The sequence below is a fragment of the Thermopolyspora flexuosa genome (assembly GCF_006716785.1).
Classification (GTDB): Bacteria; Actinomycetota; Actinomycetes; order Streptosporangiales; family Streptosporangiaceae; genus Thermopolyspora; species Thermopolyspora flexuosa.
Map to the genome: position 1 here is coordinate 248,961 of NZ_VFPQ01000002.1, position 19,247 is coordinate 268,207.

23 protein-coding genes, 2 tRNA genes and 1 other RNA gene are annotated in these 19,247 nt (G+C 72.3%); 14 read left to right on the plus strand and 12 right to left on the minus strand.

Annotation, left to right across the window (positions count from 1 at the left end; genetic code table 11):
• Window positions 1–34: 34 nt before the first annotated feature.
• From FHX40_RS23560 to upp, 4 genes are all read right to left on the minus strand, one after another.
• Window positions 35–562, minus strand: coding sequence for a PH domain-containing protein (locus FHX40_RS23560; RefSeq protein WP_142262155.1), 528 nt, complete (start codon window positions 560–562; stop codon window positions 35–37).
• A complete protein-coding gene (locus tag FHX40_RS25310) occupies window positions 559–717 on the minus strand; it encodes a hypothetical protein (RefSeq protein ID WP_170198977.1) in 159 nt (52 codons plus the stop codon). The genes FHX40_RS23560 and FHX40_RS25310 overlap by 4 nt, the downstream gene beginning before the upstream one ends.
• A 216-nt stretch (window positions 718–933) precedes the next feature.
• Complete coding sequence (locus tag FHX40_RS23565; RefSeq protein WP_142262156.1) at window positions 934–1,152, minus strand: hypothetical protein; 219 nt, start codon at window positions 1,150–1,152, stop codon at window positions 934–936.
• A 323-nt stretch (window positions 1,153–1,475) separates the two neighbouring features.
• Window positions 1,476–2,114, minus strand: coding sequence for a uracil phosphoribosyltransferase (gene upp, locus FHX40_RS23570; RefSeq protein ID WP_142262157.1), 639 nt, complete (start codon window positions 2,112–2,114; stop codon window positions 1,476–1,478).
• Between the two features lie 205 nt (window positions 2,115–2,319).
• Between upp and FHX40_RS23575 the strand changes: the two genes are divergently transcribed.
• From FHX40_RS23575 to FHX40_RS23590, 4 genes are all read left to right on the plus strand, one after another.
• On the plus strand, window positions 2,320–2,841 hold the full coding sequence (locus FHX40_RS23575) for a tRNA adenosine deaminase-associated protein (RefSeq protein ID WP_373286886.1): 522 nt from the start codon (window positions 2,320–2,322) through the stop codon (window positions 2,839–2,841).
• A 16-nt stretch (window positions 2,842–2,857) separates the two neighbouring features.
• On the plus strand, window positions 2,858–3,340 hold the full coding sequence (locus tag FHX40_RS23580) for a tRNA adenosine deaminase-associated protein (protein WP_142262159.1): 483 nt from the start codon (window positions 2,858–2,860) through the stop codon (window positions 3,338–3,340).
• Window positions 3,341–3,443: 103 nt separating this feature from the next.
• On the plus strand, window positions 3,444–3,875 hold the full coding sequence (tadA, locus tag FHX40_RS23585; protein ID WP_142262364.1) for a tRNA adenosine(34) deaminase TadA: 432 nt from the start codon (window positions 3,444–3,446) through the stop codon (window positions 3,873–3,875).
• Between the two features lie 64 nt (window positions 3,876–3,939).
• Complete coding sequence (locus tag FHX40_RS23590) at window positions 3,940–4,329, plus strand: PPOX class F420-dependent oxidoreductase (RefSeq protein WP_142262160.1); 390 nt, start codon at window positions 3,940–3,942, stop codon at window positions 4,327–4,329.
• Window positions 4,330–4,394: 65 nt separating this feature from the next.
• Here FHX40_RS23590 and FHX40_RS23595 read toward each other — a convergent pair.
• From FHX40_RS23595 to FHX40_RS23605, 3 genes are all read right to left on the minus strand, one after another.
• Window positions 4,395–4,484, minus strand: a tRNA-Ser gene (locus tag FHX40_RS23595).
• A 77-nt stretch (window positions 4,485–4,561) separates the two neighbouring features.
• On the minus strand, window positions 4,562–4,900 hold the full coding sequence (locus FHX40_RS23600) for a type II toxin-antitoxin system VapB family antitoxin (protein WP_142262161.1): 339 nt from the start codon (window positions 4,898–4,900) through the stop codon (window positions 4,562–4,564).
• Between the two features lie 267 nt (window positions 4,901–5,167).
• Window positions 5,168–5,253, minus strand: a tRNA-Ser gene (locus FHX40_RS23605).
• Between the two features lie 366 nt (window positions 5,254–5,619).
• On the opposite strand from FHX40_RS23605, the gene ffs reads away from it, so the two are divergent.
• From ffs to FHX40_RS23640, 7 genes are all read left to right on the plus strand, one after another.
• Window positions 5,620–5,715: signal recognition particle sRNA small type (gene ffs, locus FHX40_RS23610), an RNA gene on the plus strand.
• 27 nt (window positions 5,716–5,742) lie between these two features.
• A complete protein-coding gene (locus FHX40_RS23615) occupies window positions 5,743–8,037 on the plus strand; it encodes a DNA polymerase III subunit gamma and tau (protein WP_142262162.1) in 2,295 nt (764 codons plus the stop codon).
• Window positions 8,038–8,441: 404 nt separating this feature from the next.
• Window positions 8,442–8,792: a YbaB/EbfC family nucleoid-associated protein gene (locus tag FHX40_RS23620; RefSeq protein ID WP_189136155.1), complete on the plus strand. Its 351-nt coding sequence runs from the start codon at window positions 8,442–8,444 to the stop codon at window positions 8,790–8,792.
• Window positions 8,793–8,807: 15 nt separating this feature from the next.
• On the plus strand, window positions 8,808–9,407 hold the full coding sequence (gene recR, locus FHX40_RS23625) for a recombination mediator RecR (RefSeq protein WP_142262163.1): 600 nt from the start codon (window positions 8,808–8,810) through the stop codon (window positions 9,405–9,407).
• Window positions 9,400–9,930 (plus strand): DUF5063 domain-containing protein, encoded by a 531-nt coding sequence (locus FHX40_RS23630; RefSeq protein ID WP_142262164.1) that lies wholly within the window; start codon window positions 9,400–9,402, stop codon window positions 9,928–9,930. Before recR ends, FHX40_RS23630 begins: the two co-directional genes overlap by 8 nt.
• Before the next feature lie 319 nt (window positions 9,931–10,249).
• A complete protein-coding gene (locus tag FHX40_RS23635) occupies window positions 10,250–11,524 on the plus strand; it encodes an aspartate kinase (RefSeq protein ID WP_142262165.1) in 1,275 nt (424 codons plus the stop codon).
• Complete coding sequence (locus FHX40_RS23640) at window positions 11,521–12,585, plus strand: aspartate-semialdehyde dehydrogenase (RefSeq protein ID WP_142262166.1); 1,065 nt, start codon at window positions 11,521–11,523, stop codon at window positions 12,583–12,585. Before FHX40_RS23635 ends, FHX40_RS23640 begins: the two co-directional genes overlap by 4 nt.
• 271 nt (window positions 12,586–12,856) lie before the next feature.
• Here the strand turns inward: FHX40_RS23640 and FHX40_RS23645 are convergent, their stop codons facing one another.
• Window positions 12,857–13,702, minus strand: a complete 846-nt coding sequence (locus FHX40_RS23645) for a hypothetical protein (protein WP_142262167.1) — start codon at window positions 13,700–13,702, stop codon at window positions 12,857–12,859.
• Between the two features lie 357 nt (window positions 13,703–14,059).
• On the opposite strand from FHX40_RS23645, the gene FHX40_RS23650 reads away from it, so the two are divergent.
• On the plus strand, window positions 14,060–14,470 hold the full coding sequence (locus FHX40_RS23650) for a YkvA family protein (protein WP_142262168.1): 411 nt from the start codon (window positions 14,060–14,062) through the stop codon (window positions 14,468–14,470).
• A 374-nt stretch (window positions 14,471–14,844) separates the two neighbouring features.
• Here FHX40_RS23650 and FHX40_RS23655 read toward each other — a convergent pair whose 3' ends face one another.
• The 3 genes from FHX40_RS23655 to FHX40_RS23665 all read right to left on the minus strand — a co-directional run bounded on the left by FHX40_RS23655 (window position 14,845) and on the right by FHX40_RS23665 (window position 17,585).
• A complete protein-coding gene (locus tag FHX40_RS23655; RefSeq protein WP_229788452.1) occupies window positions 14,845–16,041 on the minus strand; it encodes an amidohydrolase family protein in 1,197 nt (398 codons plus the stop codon).
• A gap of 81 nt (window positions 16,042–16,122) precedes the next feature.
• On the minus strand, window positions 16,123–16,929 hold the full coding sequence (locus FHX40_RS23660; RefSeq protein WP_142262170.1) for an SURF1 family cytochrome oxidase biogenesis protein: 807 nt from the start codon (window positions 16,927–16,929) through the stop codon (window positions 16,123–16,125).
• Window positions 16,930–17,009: 80 nt separating this feature from the next.
• A complete protein-coding gene (locus FHX40_RS23665; RefSeq protein WP_142262171.1) occupies window positions 17,010–17,585 on the minus strand; it encodes a winged helix-turn-helix transcriptional regulator in 576 nt (191 codons plus the stop codon).
• 88 nt (window positions 17,586–17,673) lie between these two features.
• On the opposite strand from FHX40_RS23665, the gene FHX40_RS23670 reads away from it, so the two are divergent.
• Both FHX40_RS23670 and FHX40_RS23675 read left to right on the plus strand, forming a co-directional pair.
• Window positions 17,674–18,273, plus strand: coding sequence for a GNAT family N-acetyltransferase (locus tag FHX40_RS23670; protein ID WP_142262172.1), 600 nt, complete (start codon window positions 17,674–17,676; stop codon window positions 18,271–18,273).
• A 25-nt stretch (window positions 18,274–18,298) separates the two neighbouring features.
• The gene (locus tag FHX40_RS23675; protein ID WP_142262173.1) at window positions 18,299–18,907 is read left to right on the plus strand and encodes a TetR/AcrR family transcriptional regulator; all 609 of its coding nucleotides are present in this window, start codon (window positions 18,299–18,301) and stop codon (window positions 18,905–18,907) included.
• 7 nt (window positions 18,908–18,914) lie between these two features.
• Here the strand turns inward: FHX40_RS23675 and FHX40_RS23680 are convergent, their stop codons facing one another.
• Complete coding sequence (locus FHX40_RS23680) at window positions 18,915–19,229, minus strand: hypothetical protein (RefSeq protein ID WP_142262174.1); 315 nt, start codon at window positions 19,227–19,229, stop codon at window positions 18,915–18,917.
• Window positions 19,230–19,247: the final 18 nt, after the last annotated feature.

The following is a 19,247-nucleotide window of genomic DNA, read 5'->3' on the forward strand; positions in this document are numbered from 1 at the left end:
AGGCCACAAGCCTGAGAATCCCGGACATTCGGCCTCAATCGTCATCGTCTTTGCCGGGGAAAATCAGTTGGCACACCTCGAGGTACAGCGTCTCGGGGTAGGGCAGGTAATCGACCTGCCGCAGAGCCTGGTCCTGACCGGCCGATTCGGTGATGAACGACCCGTACCCGAGCAGGCGACCGAGCAGGGACCGCTCGAAGCGCATGTCGGTGACCTTGCTGAGCGGCAGCATGTTCACCTGCCGGGTGATCAGCCCGTGCGTGGAGATCATGCGCTGGTTGGTCACCACGAAGTAGTCGACCGACCACTCCGCCACCTTCCACACGAAGCGGATCAGCAGCAGCAGCCAGGCCCACCAGACGACCAGCAGCAGGTTGCCCTGGCCCTGGTCGTTGAGCCACTTGCTCAGCAGCCCCGCGACGATGAGGCCGCCGAAGATCTCCGCCACCGGGCGCAGCAGCACCGCCGGGTGGTGGCGGACCATGATGACGGAGGTTTCGTGGGGGAGGAGGTACCGGCTGACCGACGCCGGGGTGGACTCTCCGTGGGTGACCAGTCTCATGTCAATGCCGAGAAGAATTGCGCGAGTGAATCGGCCGCCCCAAGCACGGTGTCCAGCGCGCCTCTGACGGCGCTGGCCGCGTCACCGGGTCTGGTGAACAGGTAGAACGCCACAAAGGCGATACCCGTATACTGGAGCACCTTCTTTACTTGCACTGCCGCCCCTCTCGCCCTTGGACACCCACCGATCTACATTACCCGCGCCATAGCCGGGGTAAAGCGCGACACAGCGCCCAGTATGCGTTCGTCATGCGCCCCTTACCAGACCGCCAAGGATGGTTGTGCGTGACCTGCGGGAACGGCCCGCGTTCGGGCGGCGTTCCGTCAGGCACACCCCGCCTCGGCAGTACCCGGGGTCACAGTCCCGGAAACTCACCGCCGGCCGGTCGCCCCCATGGCGAGCACCTGTAGGTGCCTGCGCGCGATGCGCTCGACGAGCACGGGGTGAGCGTGGCCGACCACCTCCAGCGCGCCGTACCGCGCCGCGTCGACGCACCGCATCACGGTCGCCGCCGGATGCACCGCGGCGAACTCGTCCCGCAGCGTCGCCGCGACCTGCTCGTACGGCCCGGCCCCGGGAATCTGGCCCATACCGCTCCTTCACCCCCGCGTCCGCGCCCGGCGTCGCCGGGTGTCAGGGAACGCGTGTGCCGCCGCCTGACATCACCGTCCGGTCGGAGTGTGTCGTCTCAGTGTGTCGTGTCGCCGTGTGGTGTCACTGTGTCGTGTGTCATCACAGTATGTGTCCACAGTATGGCGGACGGTAACCGACAATGGGTGTCGTTTCCCGCAGGATCGTTCCATCCGCTCGAAAAGAACCCGCCAAGCGCGGCGGACGGTACGGCCGGCCGCCGCCGCGGGCGAGGGCGCGGCCGGCCGGAGCGGGAGCGGAGGGGCGGGCGGGGCGGCCGGGGTCAGACCACGCCGTAGAGCCGGTCCCCGGCGTCGCCGAGGCCGGGCACGATGAAGCCCTGCTCGTTGAGCCGCTCGTCGACGGCGGCGGTCACCACGCGGATCGGCTTGCCGCTGTCGCCGAACACCTCCTCCAGCCGGGCGAGGCCCTCGGGCGCGGCGAGCAGGCAGATCGCGGTCACGTCGGTCGCGCCCCGGTCGAACAGCAGCTCGATCGCGGCGGCGAGGGTGCCGCCGGTGGCGAGCATCGGGTCGAGCACGTAGCACTGCCGCCCGGACAGGTCCTCGGGCAGCCGGGTCGCGTAGGTCTCCGCCTTGAGCGTGCCCTCGTCGCGGACCATGCCGAGGAAGCCGACCTCCGCGGTGGGCAGCAGCCGCACCATGCCGTCGAGCATGCCGAGGCCGGCGCGCAGGATCGGCACCACGAGCGGGGCCGGGCGGGCGAGGTGACGGCCGTGCGCGGGCGCGAGCGGGGTCTGGACCGTGAACTCGACCGTCCGCACGTCCCGGGTCGCCTCGTAGGCGAGCAGGGTCACCAGCTCGTCGGCGAGGCGGCGGAAGGTCGGCGAGTCGGTGCGCACGTCGCGGAGGGTGGTGAGCTTGTGCGCCACCAGGGGGTGATCTACGACGAGGGTGTCCATGAAAGCCAACGCTACAGCAGCGGAAACGCGGGGTAATGACCGCCGGTTTTGATCACAATTTGGGCTGTCCGCCGTACGTGAGGACGGTGAGTCTGAAACGATTGGGTCACAGGGCGATGCGTCGATGGGGTGGACGATGATGGACCGTAGTGACGCGGACCACCGGGACGGCCTCCGGATCGCGGACGACCCCGATGACCGCGAGCTGGAGGACGAGGAGGACGACGCCGCCCTCAGTTTCGCCATCGCGGTCTACCGCGAGGACGACCAGTGGGAGGCGGACATGCTCCCGTTCGCCCTCACCTCGAACCTCGACCGGCTCATCCACGCGCTGCGGCAGCAGCCGAGCATCAGCGGCACGATTGGCCTCGTCGACATTGGGGATGAGTTCTTCGTGGCGCTGCGTGTGCTTGGCGACCGGGTGAGCGTGTTCCTGTCCGACATCACGGCCGCATGGGACTGGCCGCTCGCCGAGCAGGTCCTGGAGTACCTCGACATCCCGGTTCCCGACGAGGAGGAGCTCGAGGCGGTCCTGCAGGAGGGCAAGCAGATGGTGCTGCCGGTCGGGGACCTGTCGATCTTCGCGGACCTCGGCATGGACGAGATGGAGCTGGTCGCGCTCTCCGGGGACCGCGAGCTGCTCCCCGACGAGGTGCTGTCGAGCATCGCGGCGCGCCTGGGCTTCTCCCAGCCGTACGAGCGCGCGGTCGACGCCGCCCTCGGGTGAGCGCGGGGAGCGCGCCATGTCCACCGCACCGCCGAACCTGTTCGCCGCCGCGTTCGTCCGCAACGGCGACCACTGGACCGGTGCCGAGGTCGACCTCTCCGCCGCGGAGTACCCCGACGACGTGACCGACCTCGTGCAGGAGGCGCTCGGCCTCACCGGTGACGAGCTCGCGATCCTGTGCGTGGAGGTCGAGGACGAGTGGTTCGCGCTCGTCCGCTTCGAGGGCGACCGCGAGCCCCGGGCGTTCATCTCCGACGTGCAGACGAGCGGCGACCGGTACGGCGAGATGTTCAGCGAGCTCGCCGGGGCGGCCCCGGACGCGGAGGCGAACGGCCTCGGCGTGCGGCCCGCGGGCGACTTCGAGCTGTTGAGCGACCTCGGGGTGTCCGCCGACGAGCTGCTGGAGCTGAGCATGGAGGAGGGCGGGCTGCCCGGCGACATCCTCAGCGTCATCGCGGAACGCCTCGCCTTCGGCGAGGAACTGGACCGGCTCCGGTGATCCTCCGGTGAGCGCCGTGCACGCCGACGATCAGGCCAGCGCCGGGTACGGCTCGGCCGGCGCGGCCGGTGTCCCGCCCCCGCCGCCCGGCTACGAGGAGGCGATGCGGCTCGCCCTCGCCGAGGCGGAGCGGGCCGCGGCCCGCGGCGAGGTCCCGGTCGGGGCGGTCGTGCTCGACGAGGAGGGCCGCACGCTCGCCGCCGCGGGCAACGACCGCGAGGCCTCCGGCGACCCCACCGGGCACGCCGAGGTGCTCGCCCTGCGCGCCGCCGCGGCCGCCCGCGGCACCTGGCGGCTCGACGGCTGCACCCTCGTCGTCACCCTGGAGCCGTGCACGATGTGCGCGGGCGCGGCGGTCCAGTCCCGCGTCTCCCGCGTCGTCTACGGCGCCGTGGACGAGCGCGGCGGGGCCGCCGGGTCGCTGTGGGACGTGCTGCGGGACCGCCGCCTCTACCACCGCCCCGAGGTCGTCATGGGCGTGCTCGCCGAGGAGTGCGCCGCCCTCCTGTCCGCCTTCTTCGCCGCCCGCCGCTGACCCGCGGGTACGGCACGGCGCCCGCGGTTGACCTCGACCGCGGTTGAGGTCGCAGGGTGGAGGCATGGTGTTCACGAAGGCGGAACTCGACTACCTCCGTTCGCAGCGGCTCGGCCGGCTGGCGACGGTGGCGCCGGACGGGCAGCCGCAGAACAACCCGGTCGGCTTCTTCGTCGACGCCGAGTCCGGCACGATCACGATCGGCGGGTACGCGCTCGGTACCACGAAGAAGTTCAGGAACGTGCAGCGGGGCAGCGCGGTCGCCCTCGTCGTGGACGACCTCGCCTCGGTCGATCCGTGGCGGGTCCGCGGCGTGGAGATCCGCGGCACGGCCGAGGCGCTCACGGACCACGATCCCCCGATGCCGGGCATGTCGCGGGAGATCATCAGGATCACCCCGAAGAAGATCATCTCGTGGGGCCTCGGCGGGCCGCGCTCCAGCCGTACCGTGTGACGTCCCGTGTGACGCCGGGCATGCGAAAGGCCTCCGAACCGGCGGGCGGCTCAGAGGCCTTCGAGTGGCGGTGGAGGTGGGATTTGAACCCACGGATGGGTTGCCCCATCACACGCTTTCGAGGCGTGCGCCCTCGGCCGCTAGGCGACTCCACCGCGCAGCAGCCTACCCGATGTTCGGAGGAACCTGTGCACGATGGCCGGCGTACGCGTTCCGGACGGACGCCGGCGGGTCACTCGCCGCCGTCGCCGCTGCCGTTGGCGGCGTTCTCGCCGGTGTCGTCGAGCTCGAGGACGCGGGCGTGGAGCACGGAACGCTGGTGCAGGGCGGCGCGCAGCGCCCGGTGGAGCCCGTCCTCGAGGTAGAGCTCACCCTTCCACCGGACGACGTGCGGGAACAGGTCGCCGTAGAACGTGGAGTCCTTGGCGAGCAGGGAGTGAAGGTCGAGGACGGCCTTGGTGGTGATCAACGAGTCGAGGCGGACCTGCCGAGGGGGGATCTGCGCCCAGTCCCGGTTGGTGAGTCCGTGCTCGGGATATGGGCGTCCGTCGCCGACCATCTTGAAGATCACCCTACGTAGTTTAGGAGAGATTCGGCCGCCCGCCGCACGGCCGAACCGCGGCGGTCCCGGCGGTACGGCCGCCGGTCGAGGCCGCGACGGGACGGCGAGGGCCGGTCGAGGTCGGGGCCGGTGGGCGGTGCCGCCGCAGGTCACGCGGGCCGTTCGGGGCACGCGGGCGGTACGGCTCCGCGGTACGCCGGGGCGCCGCCGGTGACGGCGCCGGAAACGCGTCGAGGGCCGCCCTGCGTGGACGGCCCTCGACGTACTGCTCAACCGCGGAGGATGCGAGATTCGAACTCGCGAGGGGTTGCCCCCAACACGCTTTCCAAGCGTGCGCCCTAGGCCAACTAGGCGAATCCTCCGCCCAGAAGGTTACCTAACTTTCTCGGGTGCGGTGACCACCTTTCCGTGCCGTGGTTGGTCACGAATCGGCCGCCTTGTGGTCTCGTGGCCGTTGGAGCACCGGCCAAGCCGCGACCGGACCTGCGACCTGCGTGTTCCATCGGGCACTGAGTGTGATGTAAATCACAGTCGCGGCGGTTTGGGAGGGTTCGCCGGGAGCCGCCGGGAGGGGCGGACGGGTACGGCCGGGACGGGCCGGCCGAGATCGCGTCCCGGGGGTCCGGCGTTCCCGCCCGGCCCGGGACGGTTCGGGCGGCCGCGACCGCCGGGGCGAATGTGATGAGTGAGGAGTGGCCCAGGCACCGCCGTACATGACTAGACTGGGCTGCGACCCCCCGTGCGGCGTCATCCTGTGAACCTCCCCAGGGCCGGAAGGCAGCAAGGATAAGCAGGCTCTGGCGGGTGCGCGGGGGGTCCCCAGCCTTAGCCACCGGACGGGGACACCCCTCATGAGTCTTGCGCTCTACCGCAAGTACCGGCCCGGGACGTTCGCCGAGGTCAAGGGTCAAGAACATGTCACCGAGCCGCTGCGGCAGGCGCTGCGTACCGGCCGGATCCACCACGCCTACCTGTTCAGCGGGCCGCGCGGATGCGGCAAGACCTCCAGCGCGCGGATCCTCGCCCGGTCGCTCAACTGCGAGAAGGGGCCCACTCCCGATCCGTGTGGCGAATGCGAGTCGTGTGTCGCGCTCGCGCCCACCGGCCCCGGACACCTCGACGTCATAGAGATCGACGCGGCGTCGCACGGCGGCGTGGACGACGCCCGTGACCTGCGGGAGCGCGCGATCTTCGCCCCGGTCTCCGCGCGCTACAAGATCTACATCATCGACGAGGCGCACATGGTGACCCGGGAAGGGTTCAACGCGCTGCTGAAGCTCGTCGAGGAACCGCCGCCGCACCTGAAGTTCGTGTTCGCGACGACCGAGCCGGACAAGGTCATCGGCACGATCAAGTCGCGTACCCACCACTACCCGTTCCGGCTGCTCCCGCCGTCCACGCTGCGGCAGCTCATCGAGGAGATCCTGCAGGCCGAGGGCGTGCCGTACGAGCCCGCCGCGCTGCAGCCCGCGATCCGGGCCGGCGGCGGGTCGGCGCGCGACACGCTGTCGATCCTCGACCAGCTGCTCGCCGGGTCCGACGAGCGGGGCATCACCTACCAGCGCGCGATCGCGCTGCTCGGCTACACCGACGCCGACCTGCTCGACGAGATCGTGGACGCGTTCGCCCGGCGGGACGGCGCCGCGGTCTTCCAGACCGTGCACCGGGTGATCGAGGGCGGGCACGATCCGCGGCGGTTCGCCACCGACCTGCTCGAGCGGTTCCGCGACCTGGTGGTGCTCGCCAACGTGCCGGACGCGGCCGAGAAGGGGCTGCTCGACCGGCCCGAGGACGAGTTGGAGCGGTTGAAGGCCCAGGCCGCGGCGATGGGCCCGGCCGAGCTCACCCGGGCCGCCGAGGTGTTCAACGCCGGGCTGATCGAGATGCGCGGCGCGGCCTCGCCGCGGCTGCAGCTCGAGCTCATGTGCGCCCGCGTGCTGCTCCCGGCCGCCGACGAGGGCGAGGCGTCGATCCTCGCCCGCCTGGAGCGCCTGGAGCGCGGCGGCCTCGCGGCCGCCGCCGCTGCCGCCCCGGCCCCGCCGGTCGTGCAGGCTCCGGTCCAGGCCCCGGGCGCCGTCCCGGCCCAGCCGTCCGGCGGCCCCGCACCGGCCGCGCCGGCCGTACCGCCGCAGGCGCAGCGCGCCGAGCCCGCGAGCGGTGCCTCGTCCCGAGGTGCCGCCGCCCCGGTACGGCCCGCCGACGACTGGCCCGAGCCGGTCCGGCCCGGGGCCCCGCGCGCCGCGCAGCAGCCCGCCCCGGCGCCCGCCGCACCCACCCGGCCCGCACCGGCCGTGCCGCCGGGTTCGCCCGCGGCGGCGGCCGTGCAGCAGGCCTGGCCCCGGGTGCTGGAGGCGGTCAAGCAGCGGCAGCGGGTGACGTGGAGCATCCTCAGCACCGAGGGCCAGGTGATCGGGGTCGAGGGCACCACGGTGACGCTCGGCTTCGAGCGGCCCGGCACGATGAAGGGCTTCCTCGCCGGCAAGCGGGACGAGGTGGTCGCGGCGGCGCTCGGCGAGGTGCTGGGCGGCCAGTGGCGCGTCGAGGCGGTGGTGGGCGGCACGGGCGCGCCCGCCCCGGCCGGTGGTGCGCCCGCGGCACGCCGCGGCGGACCGGCGGCCCCCTCCGGCCCTGCGGCCCCGGGCCCGGCCGCCCGCACGGCCACCGCGGGCGTCGCCACGGCGGGCGGCCCGCAGACCGCCCCGGGTGCCGGGGCGACGGCGCCGGGCACGCCCGGCCCTGCGACCGCGCCCGGCCCCGTGGCCGGGAACGGTGGCGGAGCGGCGGGCGGTCCCGCCGCCGGGAACGGCGCGGCCGTGCCGGCCGCCGCGCCCGCCCCGAACGCGGCCCGGCCGCACCCTCCCACCACCGACGAGTCTTGGCCGGACGCCCCCATCGACGACTACGAGCCCGAACCCCCCGGCCCGCCGCCGGGCCCCGCGACGGCGCAGCCGCGCCCCCGCCCGGCCGGCGGAGGCGGTGCCGCCGCCTGGCCGGACGCGATCCCGGGGCGGCGCGGAACCTCTGACCTGGACGAGGTCGACCCGGACAACGACCTGGACGCCGAGGGCGACGGCCTGGTGGGCCTCGAGCTCATCAAGCGCGAGCTCGGCGGCGAGATCATCGACGAGATCGACCACAGCGCCTGAGGCTCCCCGGCGCGCGGGACGACGCCTTGCGGCGAGCGTGTCCGCGGGAAAGGTGTGCCGGCCGCGTGCACCATCGCCGCGGGCACCCTCGGCCGGCTCCCGGCCCCGCCTGCCGAGTACGCCGCCAGGCCCGGCTCCGGGCCGGGCGGTCGACGAACGATCAGGTCACCGCCGAACCCGCGGGCTGCGGTCAATGCCCGGGCGTTCGCCGGGTAGTGGCCCGGCGTAACACCGGGACCGCCGGCACCTCGGCCCGCCGTACCGCGACCGCACGGGCACCGTGCGCACGCCGTACGGCGCGGCGGCGGGCGGGTTGTCGCGGAACACAGGCGCTCCCCGGTGTAACTCCACGGGCAAACGCCGTAGGCTCGGGAGAACAAGCGAGCCACAAGGAGCGCACCATCGTGAACCCAGGGGACATCAACCTGCGGCAGGTGCTGGAGCAAGCCCAGCTCATGCAGCAGCAGTTCGTCAACGCGCAGCAGGAGCTCAGCGAGGCCAAGGTCGAGGGCACGGCCGGGGGCGGGCTCGTCGTGGCGACCGTCAGCGGCGGCGGCGACCTGCTCGAGCTGAAGATCAGCCCCAAGGTCATCGACGCCGAGAACCCCGAGGAGACCGCCGAGACGATCGCCGACCTGGTGATCGCGGCGGTGCGGGACGCCACCCGGGCCGCGGCCGAGCTGCAGCAGGAGAAGCTTGGCCCGCTGACCCAGGGGCTGGGGGGCGCCTTCGGCGGTGCCTTCCCGGGGGTCTGAGCACGGACGTCGGCGATGTACGAAGGGGTCGTCCAGAACCTGATCGACGAGCTGGGCCTGCTGCCCGGCATCGGTCCCAAGAGCGCGCAGCGCATCGCGTTCCACCTGCTCGCCGCCGACCCGGCGGACGTCAAGCGGCTCGCGCACGTGCTGCTTGAGGTGAAGGAGAAGGTGCGCTTCTGCCGGGTGTGCGGGAACGTGGCCGCGGAGGAGGAGTGCCGGATCTGCCGCGACCCGCGGCGCGACCCCCACGTCATCTGTGTCGTCGAGGAGCCCAAGGACGTCGTCGCGATCGAGCGCACCCGCGAGTTCCGCGGGCGGTACCACGTGCTGGGCGGCGCGATCAGCCCGATCGACGGCGTCGGCCCGGACGATCTGCGGATCAAGGAGCTCATGACGCGGCTGGCCGACGGCCAGGTCACCGAGCTGATCCTCGCCACCGACCCGAACCTCGAAGGCGAGGCGACCGCGACCTACCTCGCCCGGCTGGTCAAACCGATGGGTCTGAAGGTGACACGGCTCGCCAGCGGGCTGCCCGTCGGCGGCGACCTGGAGTACGCCGACGAGGTCACGCTGGGCCGTGCGTTCGAAGGACGGAGACTGCTGGATGTATGACGAGTGGAAAGCCCTCGCCGACCGGGTCGCGGGGCACGCGCAGAACTTCCTCGACGGTCTGACCAGGCTCGCCAACGGGGAGGGCGGCGACGCGTTCCTGCCGCTGCTGCTGGTGGAGGTCTCCCAGCTCAGCCTCGCCGGCGCGCAGCTCGCCGCCGCCGAGGACGTCATCCTGCCCGGCAACTTCGAGCCGCCGATCGGCCCCGACCCGGACATCGACCCGCTGCGCACCGCGCTCGCGGCGCGGCTCGGGCCGGTCGACGACTACGTCGAGGTGTTCGACCCGTACAAGGACACCAAGGTCACGCCGTACCGCCTCTCCGACGACCTCGCCGCGGTCGCGGCCGACCTCACCCACGGCCTGCGCCACTACCGGGCCGGGCGGCCGATGGAGGCCCTGTGGTGGCTGCAGTACTCCTACTTCAACTCCTGGGGCAACCACGCCGGTGCGGCGCTGCGCGCCCTCCAGGCGCTGGTCGCGCACTCCCGTCTCGACGTCGAGGAGGAGAAGACCCCGGTCTGATCACCGGAACACGGACAGCGCCACGGCACGGGACACGGCGCACGCCTCCCCGGCGGGACCGATCGGCCCACCGCACGCCCCGCCGTACGGGACCTGTGACGACGCCGTGATACCCCCGTGACCGATCTCACAGCCGGGCGAAGGGCCCGGTGTCACGCGGCGTCCGCCGGGACAAAACCGCGGGCCGTGCCGGATCGCCGCGCTTTCGGACAGGCCGGGTGGCACGGCCATGGGTGTCCACATACTGGGCGGACCTGCGGTGATCCGGCCGAGCCTCAGTAAACTGAGACGTCCGCAGTCTGACCTTCGGAGACAAGTCGTGGCGCTCGTTGTCCAGAAATACGGTGGTTCGTCCGTCGCCGATGCTGCCTGCATCAAGCGGGTCGCGCAGCGGATCGTCGCGACGAAAAAAGCCGGCAACGACGTCGTCGTGGCGGTCTCCGCGATGGGCGACACCACCGACGAGTTGCTGGACCTCGCCCAGCAGGTTTCGCCGATGCCGCCCGGGCGCGAGCTCGACATGCTGCTCACCGCGGGCGAGCGCATCTCGATGGCGCTGCTGGCGATGGCGATCGGCAACCTGGGCGTCGAGGCCCGGTCGTTCACCGGCTCCCAGGCCGGCGTGATCACCGACTCCACGCACGGCAAGGCCCGCATCATCGACGTCACGCCCGGCCGGATCCGGGAGGCGATCGACAAGGGCCAGATCGCGATCGTCGCGGGGTTCCAGGGCGTGTCCCGGGACACCAAGGACATCACCACCCTCGGTCGCGGCGGCTCGGACACCACGGCCGTCGCGCTCGCGGCGGCGCTCAACGCCGACGTTTGTGAGATCTACACCGACGTGGACGGCGTGTTCACCGCCGACCCGCGCATCGTGCCCACGGCGCGCCGCATCCCGCGCATCTCGTACGAGGAGATGCTGGAGATGGCCGCGTGCGGCGCCAAGATCCTGCACCTGCGCTGTGTCGAGTACGCCCGCCGGTTCAACCTGCCGATCCACGTCAGAAGCTCGTTCAGCAACAAGGAAGGCACGTGGGTCGTTGCCGACCCCGTCAGTGAGGAAGGGCAGATGGAGCAGCCGATCATCTCCGGCGTCGCGCATGACCGGAGCGAGGCCAAGATCACCGTTGTCGGCGTGCCCGACAAGGTCGGAGAGGCCGCCTCCATCTTCAAAGCCCTCGCCGACGCCGAGATCAACATCGACATGATCGTGCAGAACGTGTCGGCGGCGGCGACCGGGCGGACCGACATCTCGTTCACCCTTCCCGCGACCGACGGGCCGACCGCCATCAACGCGCTCAAGAAGATCCAGGACGACGTCGGGTTCGAGTCGCTGCTCTACGACGACCGGATCGGCAAGGTCTCGCTGATCGGCGCGGGCATGCGCTCGCACCCGGGCGTGACCGCGAAGTTCTTCGGCGCGCTCGCCGACGCCGGCGTGAACATCGAGATGATCTCGACCTCCGAGATCCGCATCTCGGTGATCGTGAGCCAGGACGACGTCGACGCCGCGGTGACCGCCGCGCACAGCGCGTTCAACCTGGACGCCGACCAGGTGGAGGCCGTGGTCTACGGAGGTACCGGACGATGAGCGAACGCAAGCCCACCCTCGCCGTCGTCGGCGCCACCGGCGCGGTCGGCACCGTGATGCTCGACATCCTCTCGAACCGCCCGAACGTGTGGGGGGAGATCCGCCTCATCGCCTCGGCCCGGTCGGCGGGCAAGGTGCTGCGGGTGCGCGGGGAGGACGTGGTCGTCCAGGCGCTCAGCCCCGAGGTGTTCGACGGCGTCGACGTGGCGATGTTCGACGTCCCGGACGAGGTGTCGGCCGAGTGGGCCCCGATCGCCGCCTCCCGCGGCGCGGTCGTGGTCGACAACTCCGGCGCCTTCCGCATGGACCCGGACGTGCCGCTGGTGGTGCCGGAGGTCAACCCCGAGCAGGTGCGCAACCGGCCCAAGGGCATCATCTCCAACCCCAACTGCACGACGCTGTCGATGATGGCCGCGCTCGGCGCGCTGCACCGCGAGTACGGCCTGCGCGAGCTCGTCGTCGCCTCCTACCAGGCGGTGTCCGGCGCGGGCGTGGCCGGTTCGCAGCGGCTGTACGACGAGCTCGAGGCGGTGGCGGGCGACCGCACGCTCGGCACCGTCGCCGGTGACGTGCGCAAGGCCGTGCCGGACCTCGCGGGCTCGCCGTTCGCGGCGCCGATCGCGCTCAACGTGGTCCCGGCGGCCGGCTCGTACAAGGGCGACGGCTGGTTCTCCGAGGAGCTCAAGGTCCGCAACGAGTCGCGGAAGATCCTCGGCATCCCGGACCTGAAGGTCTCCGCGACCTGCGTCCGGGTGCCGGTGGTCACCACCCACTCGCTCGCGGTCCACGCGACCTTCGCCAAGGAGGTCACGGTCGAGGGTGCCCGGCGGGTGCTGGACGCCGTGCCCACCGTGGTGGTGCTCGACGACCCGGAGAACAACGTCTTCCCGACCCCGGCCGACGTCGTGGGCACCGACCCCACCTACGTGGGCCGGATCCGGCAGGCGCTGGACTTCCCGAACACGCTCGACCTGTTCATCTGCGGCGACAACCTGCGCAAGGGCGCGGCGCTCAACACCGCGGAGATCGCCGAGCTGGTCGCGGCCGAGCTCACCTCCTGACCTCCCGGCCGCACGTCGCACCTCGCATCCGGCCGTCTCGCGCCGAGGCCCCGGCCACGGCCGGTCGGCCGGATGCGCCGTCGCGGCCGCGCGTGGCGAGCCGTCTCGCGCGGTCGGGCGCGGGTGTTTTCGGAGGGTTCCCCCGCCGTTCGCGGCCGGAGACGGTGGCGAAGGCCGCGCGGCGGCGGGCGTGAGACGGGTCCGCGGGCCCGTGGGACGGCCGGAGGGGGTTCTCCGGTGCCGTGTCGCGTCCCGGGACGCCGGGAGGGACTCACCGGAACGTGATGTCCCAGTGGTTGTGCTCCAGGGCGTAGGTGTCGTCGCCCGCCTGGTAGAGCCGGGCGCCGTCCGAGCGCACGCCGACGTATCGGGCGTGCCGCCGGATGTAGGAGTCGAGGCACGTGTTCCGCGACACGTCCACCTTGTAGCCGTTGCCGTGGCTGTGCCGTCCGGGGGCGTGGCCGACCTCGGTGCCGCCGGTGACGACGACCGGGCAGCCGCTGCGGTGCTTGAGCCGGATCAGCTTCGCCACCGTGTTCGCCCGGATGCCGTCGTAGGACGTGCAGGTGGGCCGGTGCTTGCTGGTGCACCTGCCGGACGACCGCCGCTTGATGCCGGCCGCGCGCAGCCGCCGGGCGACGAAGCCGTGTGACAACCGCGCGTACGCCCGGAACCACCGGTGCCGGGTACGCCGCTGCGGTTGCTCGAGTGTTGCGGACCCCGAGGACATCCCCAGCAGCTTCACCAGCCCGCCCGCGCGGCCGTACCCGCCGGAGACCGGATCGGCGCGGTCGCCGCCGATGAGCGGGGCGAACGCCGCGCCGGGCACGCGTGCCGGCGCGGCCGGTGCGATCGCGACGCGGGCGGCCCCGGTACGGCCCCGCCCGGTGCGCGCCACCGCGAGCCGGCCGAGCCGGTGCGCCGGAACGCCGCCGAGCCGGTGGGCCGGACCCGCGGCGGCCGGGCCGTACGGGTCGACCGGGTCGCCGGGACCTGCCGACGGCGGCGTCGGCGGGGCGCCGACCCACGGGACGAAGGCCGTGATCGCCATCTGGACGGTGAGCAGCGCGGCCGCGGACATCCGGGCGCGCACCCGCCGTAACGGACGAGTTTCCATAAGTGGTTCCTCATCAGGCCGATCCAAACGCTGAAACATCGATCCCACGGCAGACCGGGACTGATCCCTCAATCCGGATGATCTTTGTGGGAACCTGGCGATCACCGGGACATGCCCTGACCAGAGGACGAATCGACCTGACGGGGGCGATAGCCGCACACAGGCGAATGTGGGGGCGCACGGACGCCGCGGACACGGCGCCGATCGGGCGGCGCGCGTGCGCGGCGAGATGGTCGGCCGGCCGCGGGCTGACCGGAAGGACACAGGAACGACACCTCGGGCACATCGCGGGCCGCCCGTTCGTTATGTCCATGTCGGGCCACGGGGGACCGACTGAGGGGGGAAGGTGAGCGGCCGATGAAGAAGGCGGCACGGGCGCTCGCGGTGTGGCGCGTGGTGCGTGAGGCGCAGCGGCCGGGTACGCCCGGGGTGCTGACCCGCATGCGGGCGATCCCGCGCATGCTGCGCGGCGCGCTGCGGGGCGACTACCCGCACCTGAGCAAATCGAAGATCGGCATGGTGGGGCTCGGGCTGGCCTACATCCTGTCGCCGATCGACGTCGTGCCCGAGTTCCTCGCGGTGATCGGCGCGGTCGACGACTTCGGCGTGCTCCTCTGGCTGCTCACCGCGCTGCTCGGCGAGAGCGGGCGGTACCTCGAGTGGGAACGCGGGCGGCCGGCCGGCTCGGCCGGGTACGGCCCGATCCCGGGCTCCGTGACCGGCTCCGGCCCTGGACTCGGAACCCGCCGCGCCCGCGTCGTGCCCTGAGGCACGGCGGCCCCGGGTGAATCCGGGCCGCACACACCACCGAGGCGGCATTCGAGGGGCCCGACGAGCGTTCCACGCGGCGCGAGCGTGCGGCCAGGCGGCCGGAGCGCCCGCCGCGGCACCCGAGCGTGCACGTCTCCGAACCCGAGGCGGCCGAGGCATGGCGCCGCCATCCGTCCCGCGGAGACGAAGACGAGGCGGCCTGAGGGACGAGGACGGCCATCACCGCATCGGCCGTACCGGCGGCCACGGGACGGCGCGCGGAGCGCTTGGCGGGAGGGGAGGCGTCCGCCGTGAGGGCGGGGGTGGGCGCGCCGGGGCGTGGGCGCCCACCCCCGCCTGCGGCCAGGCGTTGGGGTGGTGTCGGACGACCGTCAGATGGATTCCATGCGCAGCCACGCGCGCGACGGCAGCGGGTGGCCGAAGAGGCGGGCGGCGTTGCCGTACGCGACGCGCGCGATGTCGGTCGGAGGCAGCGTGCCGAGGTTGCGGGCGACGACCCGCTGCGTGTCCGGCCAGGTCGAGTCCGCGTGGGGGTAGCCGCTCTCCAGCAGCACGTGCTCCAGGCCCACGGCGAGCCGTACCCCGGAGAGGGCGTGGTCGTTGAGGGTGCCGAAGAAGAAGTTGCGGCGCAGCACCTCGCTGGGGCGCAGCCCGCTGTCCCACTCGATCTCCCCGACCGGATGGTCCAGCGCGTAGTCGGCCCGCTCGGCGAGCATGGGAAGCCAGCCGACCCCACCCTCCACGATGAGGATGCGCAGTTTCGGGAACCGCAGCGGGATCCCGGACCAGAGCCAGTCGGCGCAGGCGAACATGGCGCTCGCCGGCATGAGCGTGGTGATCGCCTCAATGGGGGTGTCGGGCGACGGCACCGGCGTCCACGACCCGGAACCCGTGTGCAGGCAGACCACGGTGCCCGTCTCCTCGCAGGCGGCGAAGAACGGGTCCCAGTGCCGGGTGTGGATCGACGGCAGTCGCAGCCGGGTGGGGAATTCCGGGAAAAGCACCGCCTTGAAACCGCGTTCGGCGTTCGCCCGGATCTCCTTTCCGGCGAGCTCCGGATCCGGCAGCCACGGAAGCTGGAGCGCGATGATCCGCTCGGGATAGGTACCGGCCCAGACCTCCACGTGCCAGTCGTTCCAGGCGCGGATCAGGGCGAGGCCGAGATCCTGGTCCCGGGTCCTGGAGAAGACCGTTCCAGCCTCGCCCGCGAGCATGCCTGGAAAACACAGCGCCGCCCAGATTCCCGCCCGATCCATGTCCGCGATCCGCGCCTCGATGTCGTAGCAGCCGGGACGCATCTGGTCGAAGCGCACCGGCTCGAGGGTGCGGTTCTCGACGGGCAGCCCGGCACCGACGTCGAGCCCGGCGCACGGAAAGGTCGCCCCGTTGTAGCGCCACACCTGGTGCCCCGCCTCGGTCTCCACCACCTTCGGGGCGAGATCGACGTACTTCTCGGGCAGGCGGCCTTCGAACAGGTCGGGCGGTTCGATGAGGTGGTCGTCCGCCGAGATGATCACATAATCCCGCCGCCTGGGCTCGGGATCGGGAAGAGACGGCGGAGTAGTCACAGGGAAAACCGTAAGCCCAGGGAATAACGCCATTCAAGCCGCCAGGTCTCCGGTCGGTATCCTTTCGTTCACCCGGAGCGGTCAGCCGGTTACTTTTTCGGGTGATTCCGCGTTTTTCCCGGTTGAGGCGGCCTCCGCGGCGGCCCTGCGGTCACGCGCCTCACGGCGGATGAGCACGAACCAGCCGCCCACCGCGATGGGAATGAACACCCACCACTGGAAACTGTAGGCGAGATTGAGCGCGCCGCCGCCGTCCGGTTCCGGATCGGGCAGCGGGGTGGGCGCGTTCGCGGCCGGCGGGTTCTGCGAGCCGAGCTGGACGTAGCCGCCGTGGAGCCGGTACGGCAGGCGCTTGCCGAGCGCGGCGGTGTCGATCAGCATGATATGCCCCTGGGGCAGCCCGGACCGTTCGGAGATGCCGGTGGTCTCCTCGGTCTCGGCGGGCATGAGCCGGCCGGTCACGGTCACCTCGCCGGTGGACGGGGGCGGCACCTTGGGCGCGGCCTCCGCGGTCGGGCCCATCGGCACCCAGCCGCGGACCACGAGCACGGCCTCGCCGTCGCGGACCACGAGCGGGGTGAGCACGTAGTAGCCGACCTTGCCGTTCAGGGTGCGGCGCCGTACCAGCAGCTCGTTGCCCGCGTCGAAGCGCCCGCCCACCGTGACGGCCCGGTACTTCAGCTTCGCGTCCACCGAGCCGCCGACCGTGCTGAGCCGTTCCAGCGGCTCGGCCGGGGCCGCGAGGTTCGCCTGGGTGCGCTCCTGCGCGGCCGAGCGCATCTCGTATCGGCTGAACTGCCACTTGCCCAGCAGCAGGAAGGCGGGGACGGCCAGCAGCACCACCAGGTGCAACGCCAGCCAGCGCGGGGCGAGCAGGAACCGATACACGACTCCAGGGTATGTACGCCGAGGCGCGGTCCCGCACTTGGGAACGCCCGTGACGAGCGGGTACGGCCGGCCCGGGCCGGTCAGGCGACGCGCGCGCCGGGGCCGGGGAGCGGGGTGACCTCGCGGGCCCCGCCCACCTCGTGGCCTTCGTCACAGCGCAGGTACTGCCGTACCGGGGCGCCGCAGCCGCGGTGGGTGAGCACGACCGGCGGGCCGGCCGGGTCGGCGAGGTGGCGGTCGCCCCAGTGCATGAGCGCGACCATGATCGGGTAGAGGTCGACGCCCTTCTCGGTGAGCCGGTACTCGTACCGGCGGCGCTGCCCGGGCTCCTGGTACGGCGTGCGGCGCAGCAGCCCCTCGTCGACGAGGCGGGCGAGCCGGGCGCTGAGCACCTGCCGCGGGGCCCCGGTGGCCTCCTGGAAGTCGGCGAACCGGCGCACCCCGAGGAACGCCTCGCGCAGCACGAGGAAGGTCCACTTCTCGCCGAGGATGGCGAGGGTGCGCGCGATCGAGCAGTTCTCGTTGGAGAAGCGCAGCCGCTCCCGGGTCGCGGCGCGGTCCTGATCGCCCGGCGCGGGTGGCGCGGCCGACTCGGACGGGCCCGGTGCGGGCGCGTCGGGTCCCCGCTCCTGGGCGGTGTGCTGCGTCCGGGTCATGGGCAAATCGTATGGTTCCCTTCCCCGCCGCGACCAGCGTCCTTGGCACCGGTTTGACAGACGGAACGTTCCCGCCAATGCTGAGTCTATGCAACGAACTCAGGTCCTCCGGCCGCACGCGCCCGCCTGTCTCGCGTCCCGGCCGCCGGCGGCGACGGCGGCGGTGGAGATCCGCCCGGCCCGCCCGGACGACGCCGAGCGGGTGCGGGACTTCCTCACCCGCCTGTCCCCGGACACCCGGGCGCTCCGGTTCTTCACCGGGATCGGCCGCCCCACCCCGGCCCTGGTGCGCGCGCTCGTGACCCGCGACGACCGGCGCGACGTGCTGCTCGCGGTACGGCGCACGCCGTACGGCGACGAGGTGGTGGGGCACGCGATGAGCTGCCACGTGGTCCCGCCCGGCGGGACCGGCGAGGGCGACGGCGCGGCGCGGCCGGTCGCGGAGATCGGGATCGTGGTGGCCGACGACTGGCAGGGCCGGGGGATCGGCGAGCGGATGCTGCGGCGGCTGCTGCTGCGCGCCGCGGCGCGCGGCGCGACCGAGGCGGTGATGGACGTGCTCGCCGAGAACCACAGGCTGCTGCGGGCGATCCGCCGCCGGTGGCCGGATGCGATAATGCGGATGAGCTACGGAACGGTCGAGGTGCGGACGCGTCTTACGGCTCGGGGAACTTCGTTTGCAGAATAACGTTCTGTTGCGTCACCATTGACATGTGACGAACGCGAGGACGAGCCGCGACGGCCGGAGCCGGATCCTCGAGGGCGCGTTGCGGCGCTTCAGCCGGGACGGCGTGTCGGCCACCACGCTCGCCAGCCTCCGGCAGGAAAGCGGAGTGAGCGTAGGTAGTTTTTACCATCACTTCGCCAGCAAAGAACACGTTTTCGGCGTCCTGTACCACGACATCTGCCGGATGTACTACGACGCCTTCCTCAAGGAGCTGCTCCGGCACGAGGACGCGCGGTCGGGGATCGAGGCCATCGTGGCCATGCACATGAAATGGTGCCTCGACAACCCCGAGCGGGCCCGCGTGTTCATCAGCGAGCGCCCGCCGCGGCGTCACGAGCCGGGCGGCCCCGAGGTCGCCGAGACCCGGCGCACCTTCCTCCGCCAGGTCGCGGACTGGTGGCGGCCGCACATGAACGCGCGGCTGCTGCGCGAGGTCCCCCCGACGCTGTGCTACGTGCTCTGGCTGGGCCCGGCGAACGAGATGTGCCGGCTGTGGTTCGCGGGCGCGCACCAGCCCACCGAGGAGGAGATCAAGGAGCTCGGCGTGGCCGCCTGGCACTGCCTGCGCGAGCCCAACCCGGGGGAGGTCCGCTAGGCGTCGCTCAGGCCCCGCAGCGCGCCGGCTGTGCCGTACGGCTCGGCACCCGCCAGACCCGCTTGTCGAGGCTGATGTCCAGCCGCAGCTCGGCCCGGCGCCGCCGCAGGCCGGGCACCCGGAACCGGTCCTCCACCGTGAACCTGCCGCGCGAGGGATAGCCGAAGCCGAGCTCGCCCGGCAGCACGCGCAACTCGTCCCGGTTGCCGCAGCGGGGGCAGGTCCACGCGACGAGATCCCGGCCGCGGTGGTAGTCGTGGCACGCGGCGAAGTACTCGTCGGGGGTGAACCGGGCTTCGCAGGCGAAGCAGGGGATCAACATCAGGCCGTCCTCGTCGTG

Coding starts and splice junctions, on each gene's coding strand:
- FHX40_RS23670 (WP_142262172.1), top strand. CDS start 17,674: ATGCAACGAACTCAGGTCCTCCGGCCGCACGCGCCCGCCTGTCTCGCG.
- FHX40_RS23580 (WP_142262159.1), top strand. CDS start 2,858: ATGTCCACCGCACCGCCGAACCTGTTCGCCGCCGCGTTCGTCCGCAAC.
- FHX40_RS23630 (WP_142262164.1), top strand. CDS start 9,400: ATGTATGACGAGTGGAAAGCCCTCGCCGACCGGGTCGCGGGGCACGCG.
- FHX40_RS23650 (WP_142262168.1), top strand. CDS start 14,060: ATGAAGAAGGCGGCACGGGCGCTCGCGGTGTGGCGCGTGGTGCGTGAG.
- tadA (WP_142262364.1), top strand. CDS start 3,444: ATGCGGCTCGCCCTCGCCGAGGCGGAGCGGGCCGCGGCCCGCGGCGAG.
- FHX40_RS23680 (WP_142262174.1), bottom strand. CDS start 19,229: ATGTTGATCCCCTGCTTCGCCTGCGAAGCCCGGTTCACCCCCGACGAG.
- FHX40_RS23560 (WP_142262155.1), bottom strand. CDS start 562: ATGAGACTGGTCACCCACGGAGAGTCCACCCCGGCGTCGGTCAGCCGG.
- FHX40_RS23665 (WP_142262171.1), bottom strand. CDS start 17,585: ATGACCCGGACGCAGCACACCGCCCAGGAGCGGGGACCCGACGCGCCC.
- FHX40_RS23615 (WP_142262162.1), top strand. CDS start 5,743: ATGAGTCTTGCGCTCTACCGCAAGTACCGGCCCGGGACGTTCGCCGAG.
- FHX40_RS23640 (WP_142262166.1), top strand. CDS start 11,521: ATGAGCGAACGCAAGCCCACCCTCGCCGTCGTCGGCGCCACCGGCGCG.
- recR (WP_142262163.1), top strand. CDS start 8,808: ATGTACGAAGGGGTCGTCCAGAACCTGATCGACGAGCTGGGCCTGCTG.
- FHX40_RS23565 (WP_142262156.1), bottom strand. CDS start 1,152: ATGGGCCAGATTCCCGGGGCCGGGCCGTACGAGCAGGTCGCGGCGACG.
- FHX40_RS23645 (WP_142262167.1), bottom strand. CDS start 13,702: ATGGAAACTCGTCCGTTACGGCGGGTGCGCGCCCGGATGTCCGCGGCC.
- upp (WP_142262157.1), bottom strand. CDS start 2,114: ATGGACACCCTCGTCGTAGATCACCCCCTGGTGGCGCACAAGCTCACC.
- FHX40_RS23590 (WP_142262160.1), top strand. CDS start 3,940: ATGGTGTTCACGAAGGCGGAACTCGACTACCTCCGTTCGCAGCGGCTC.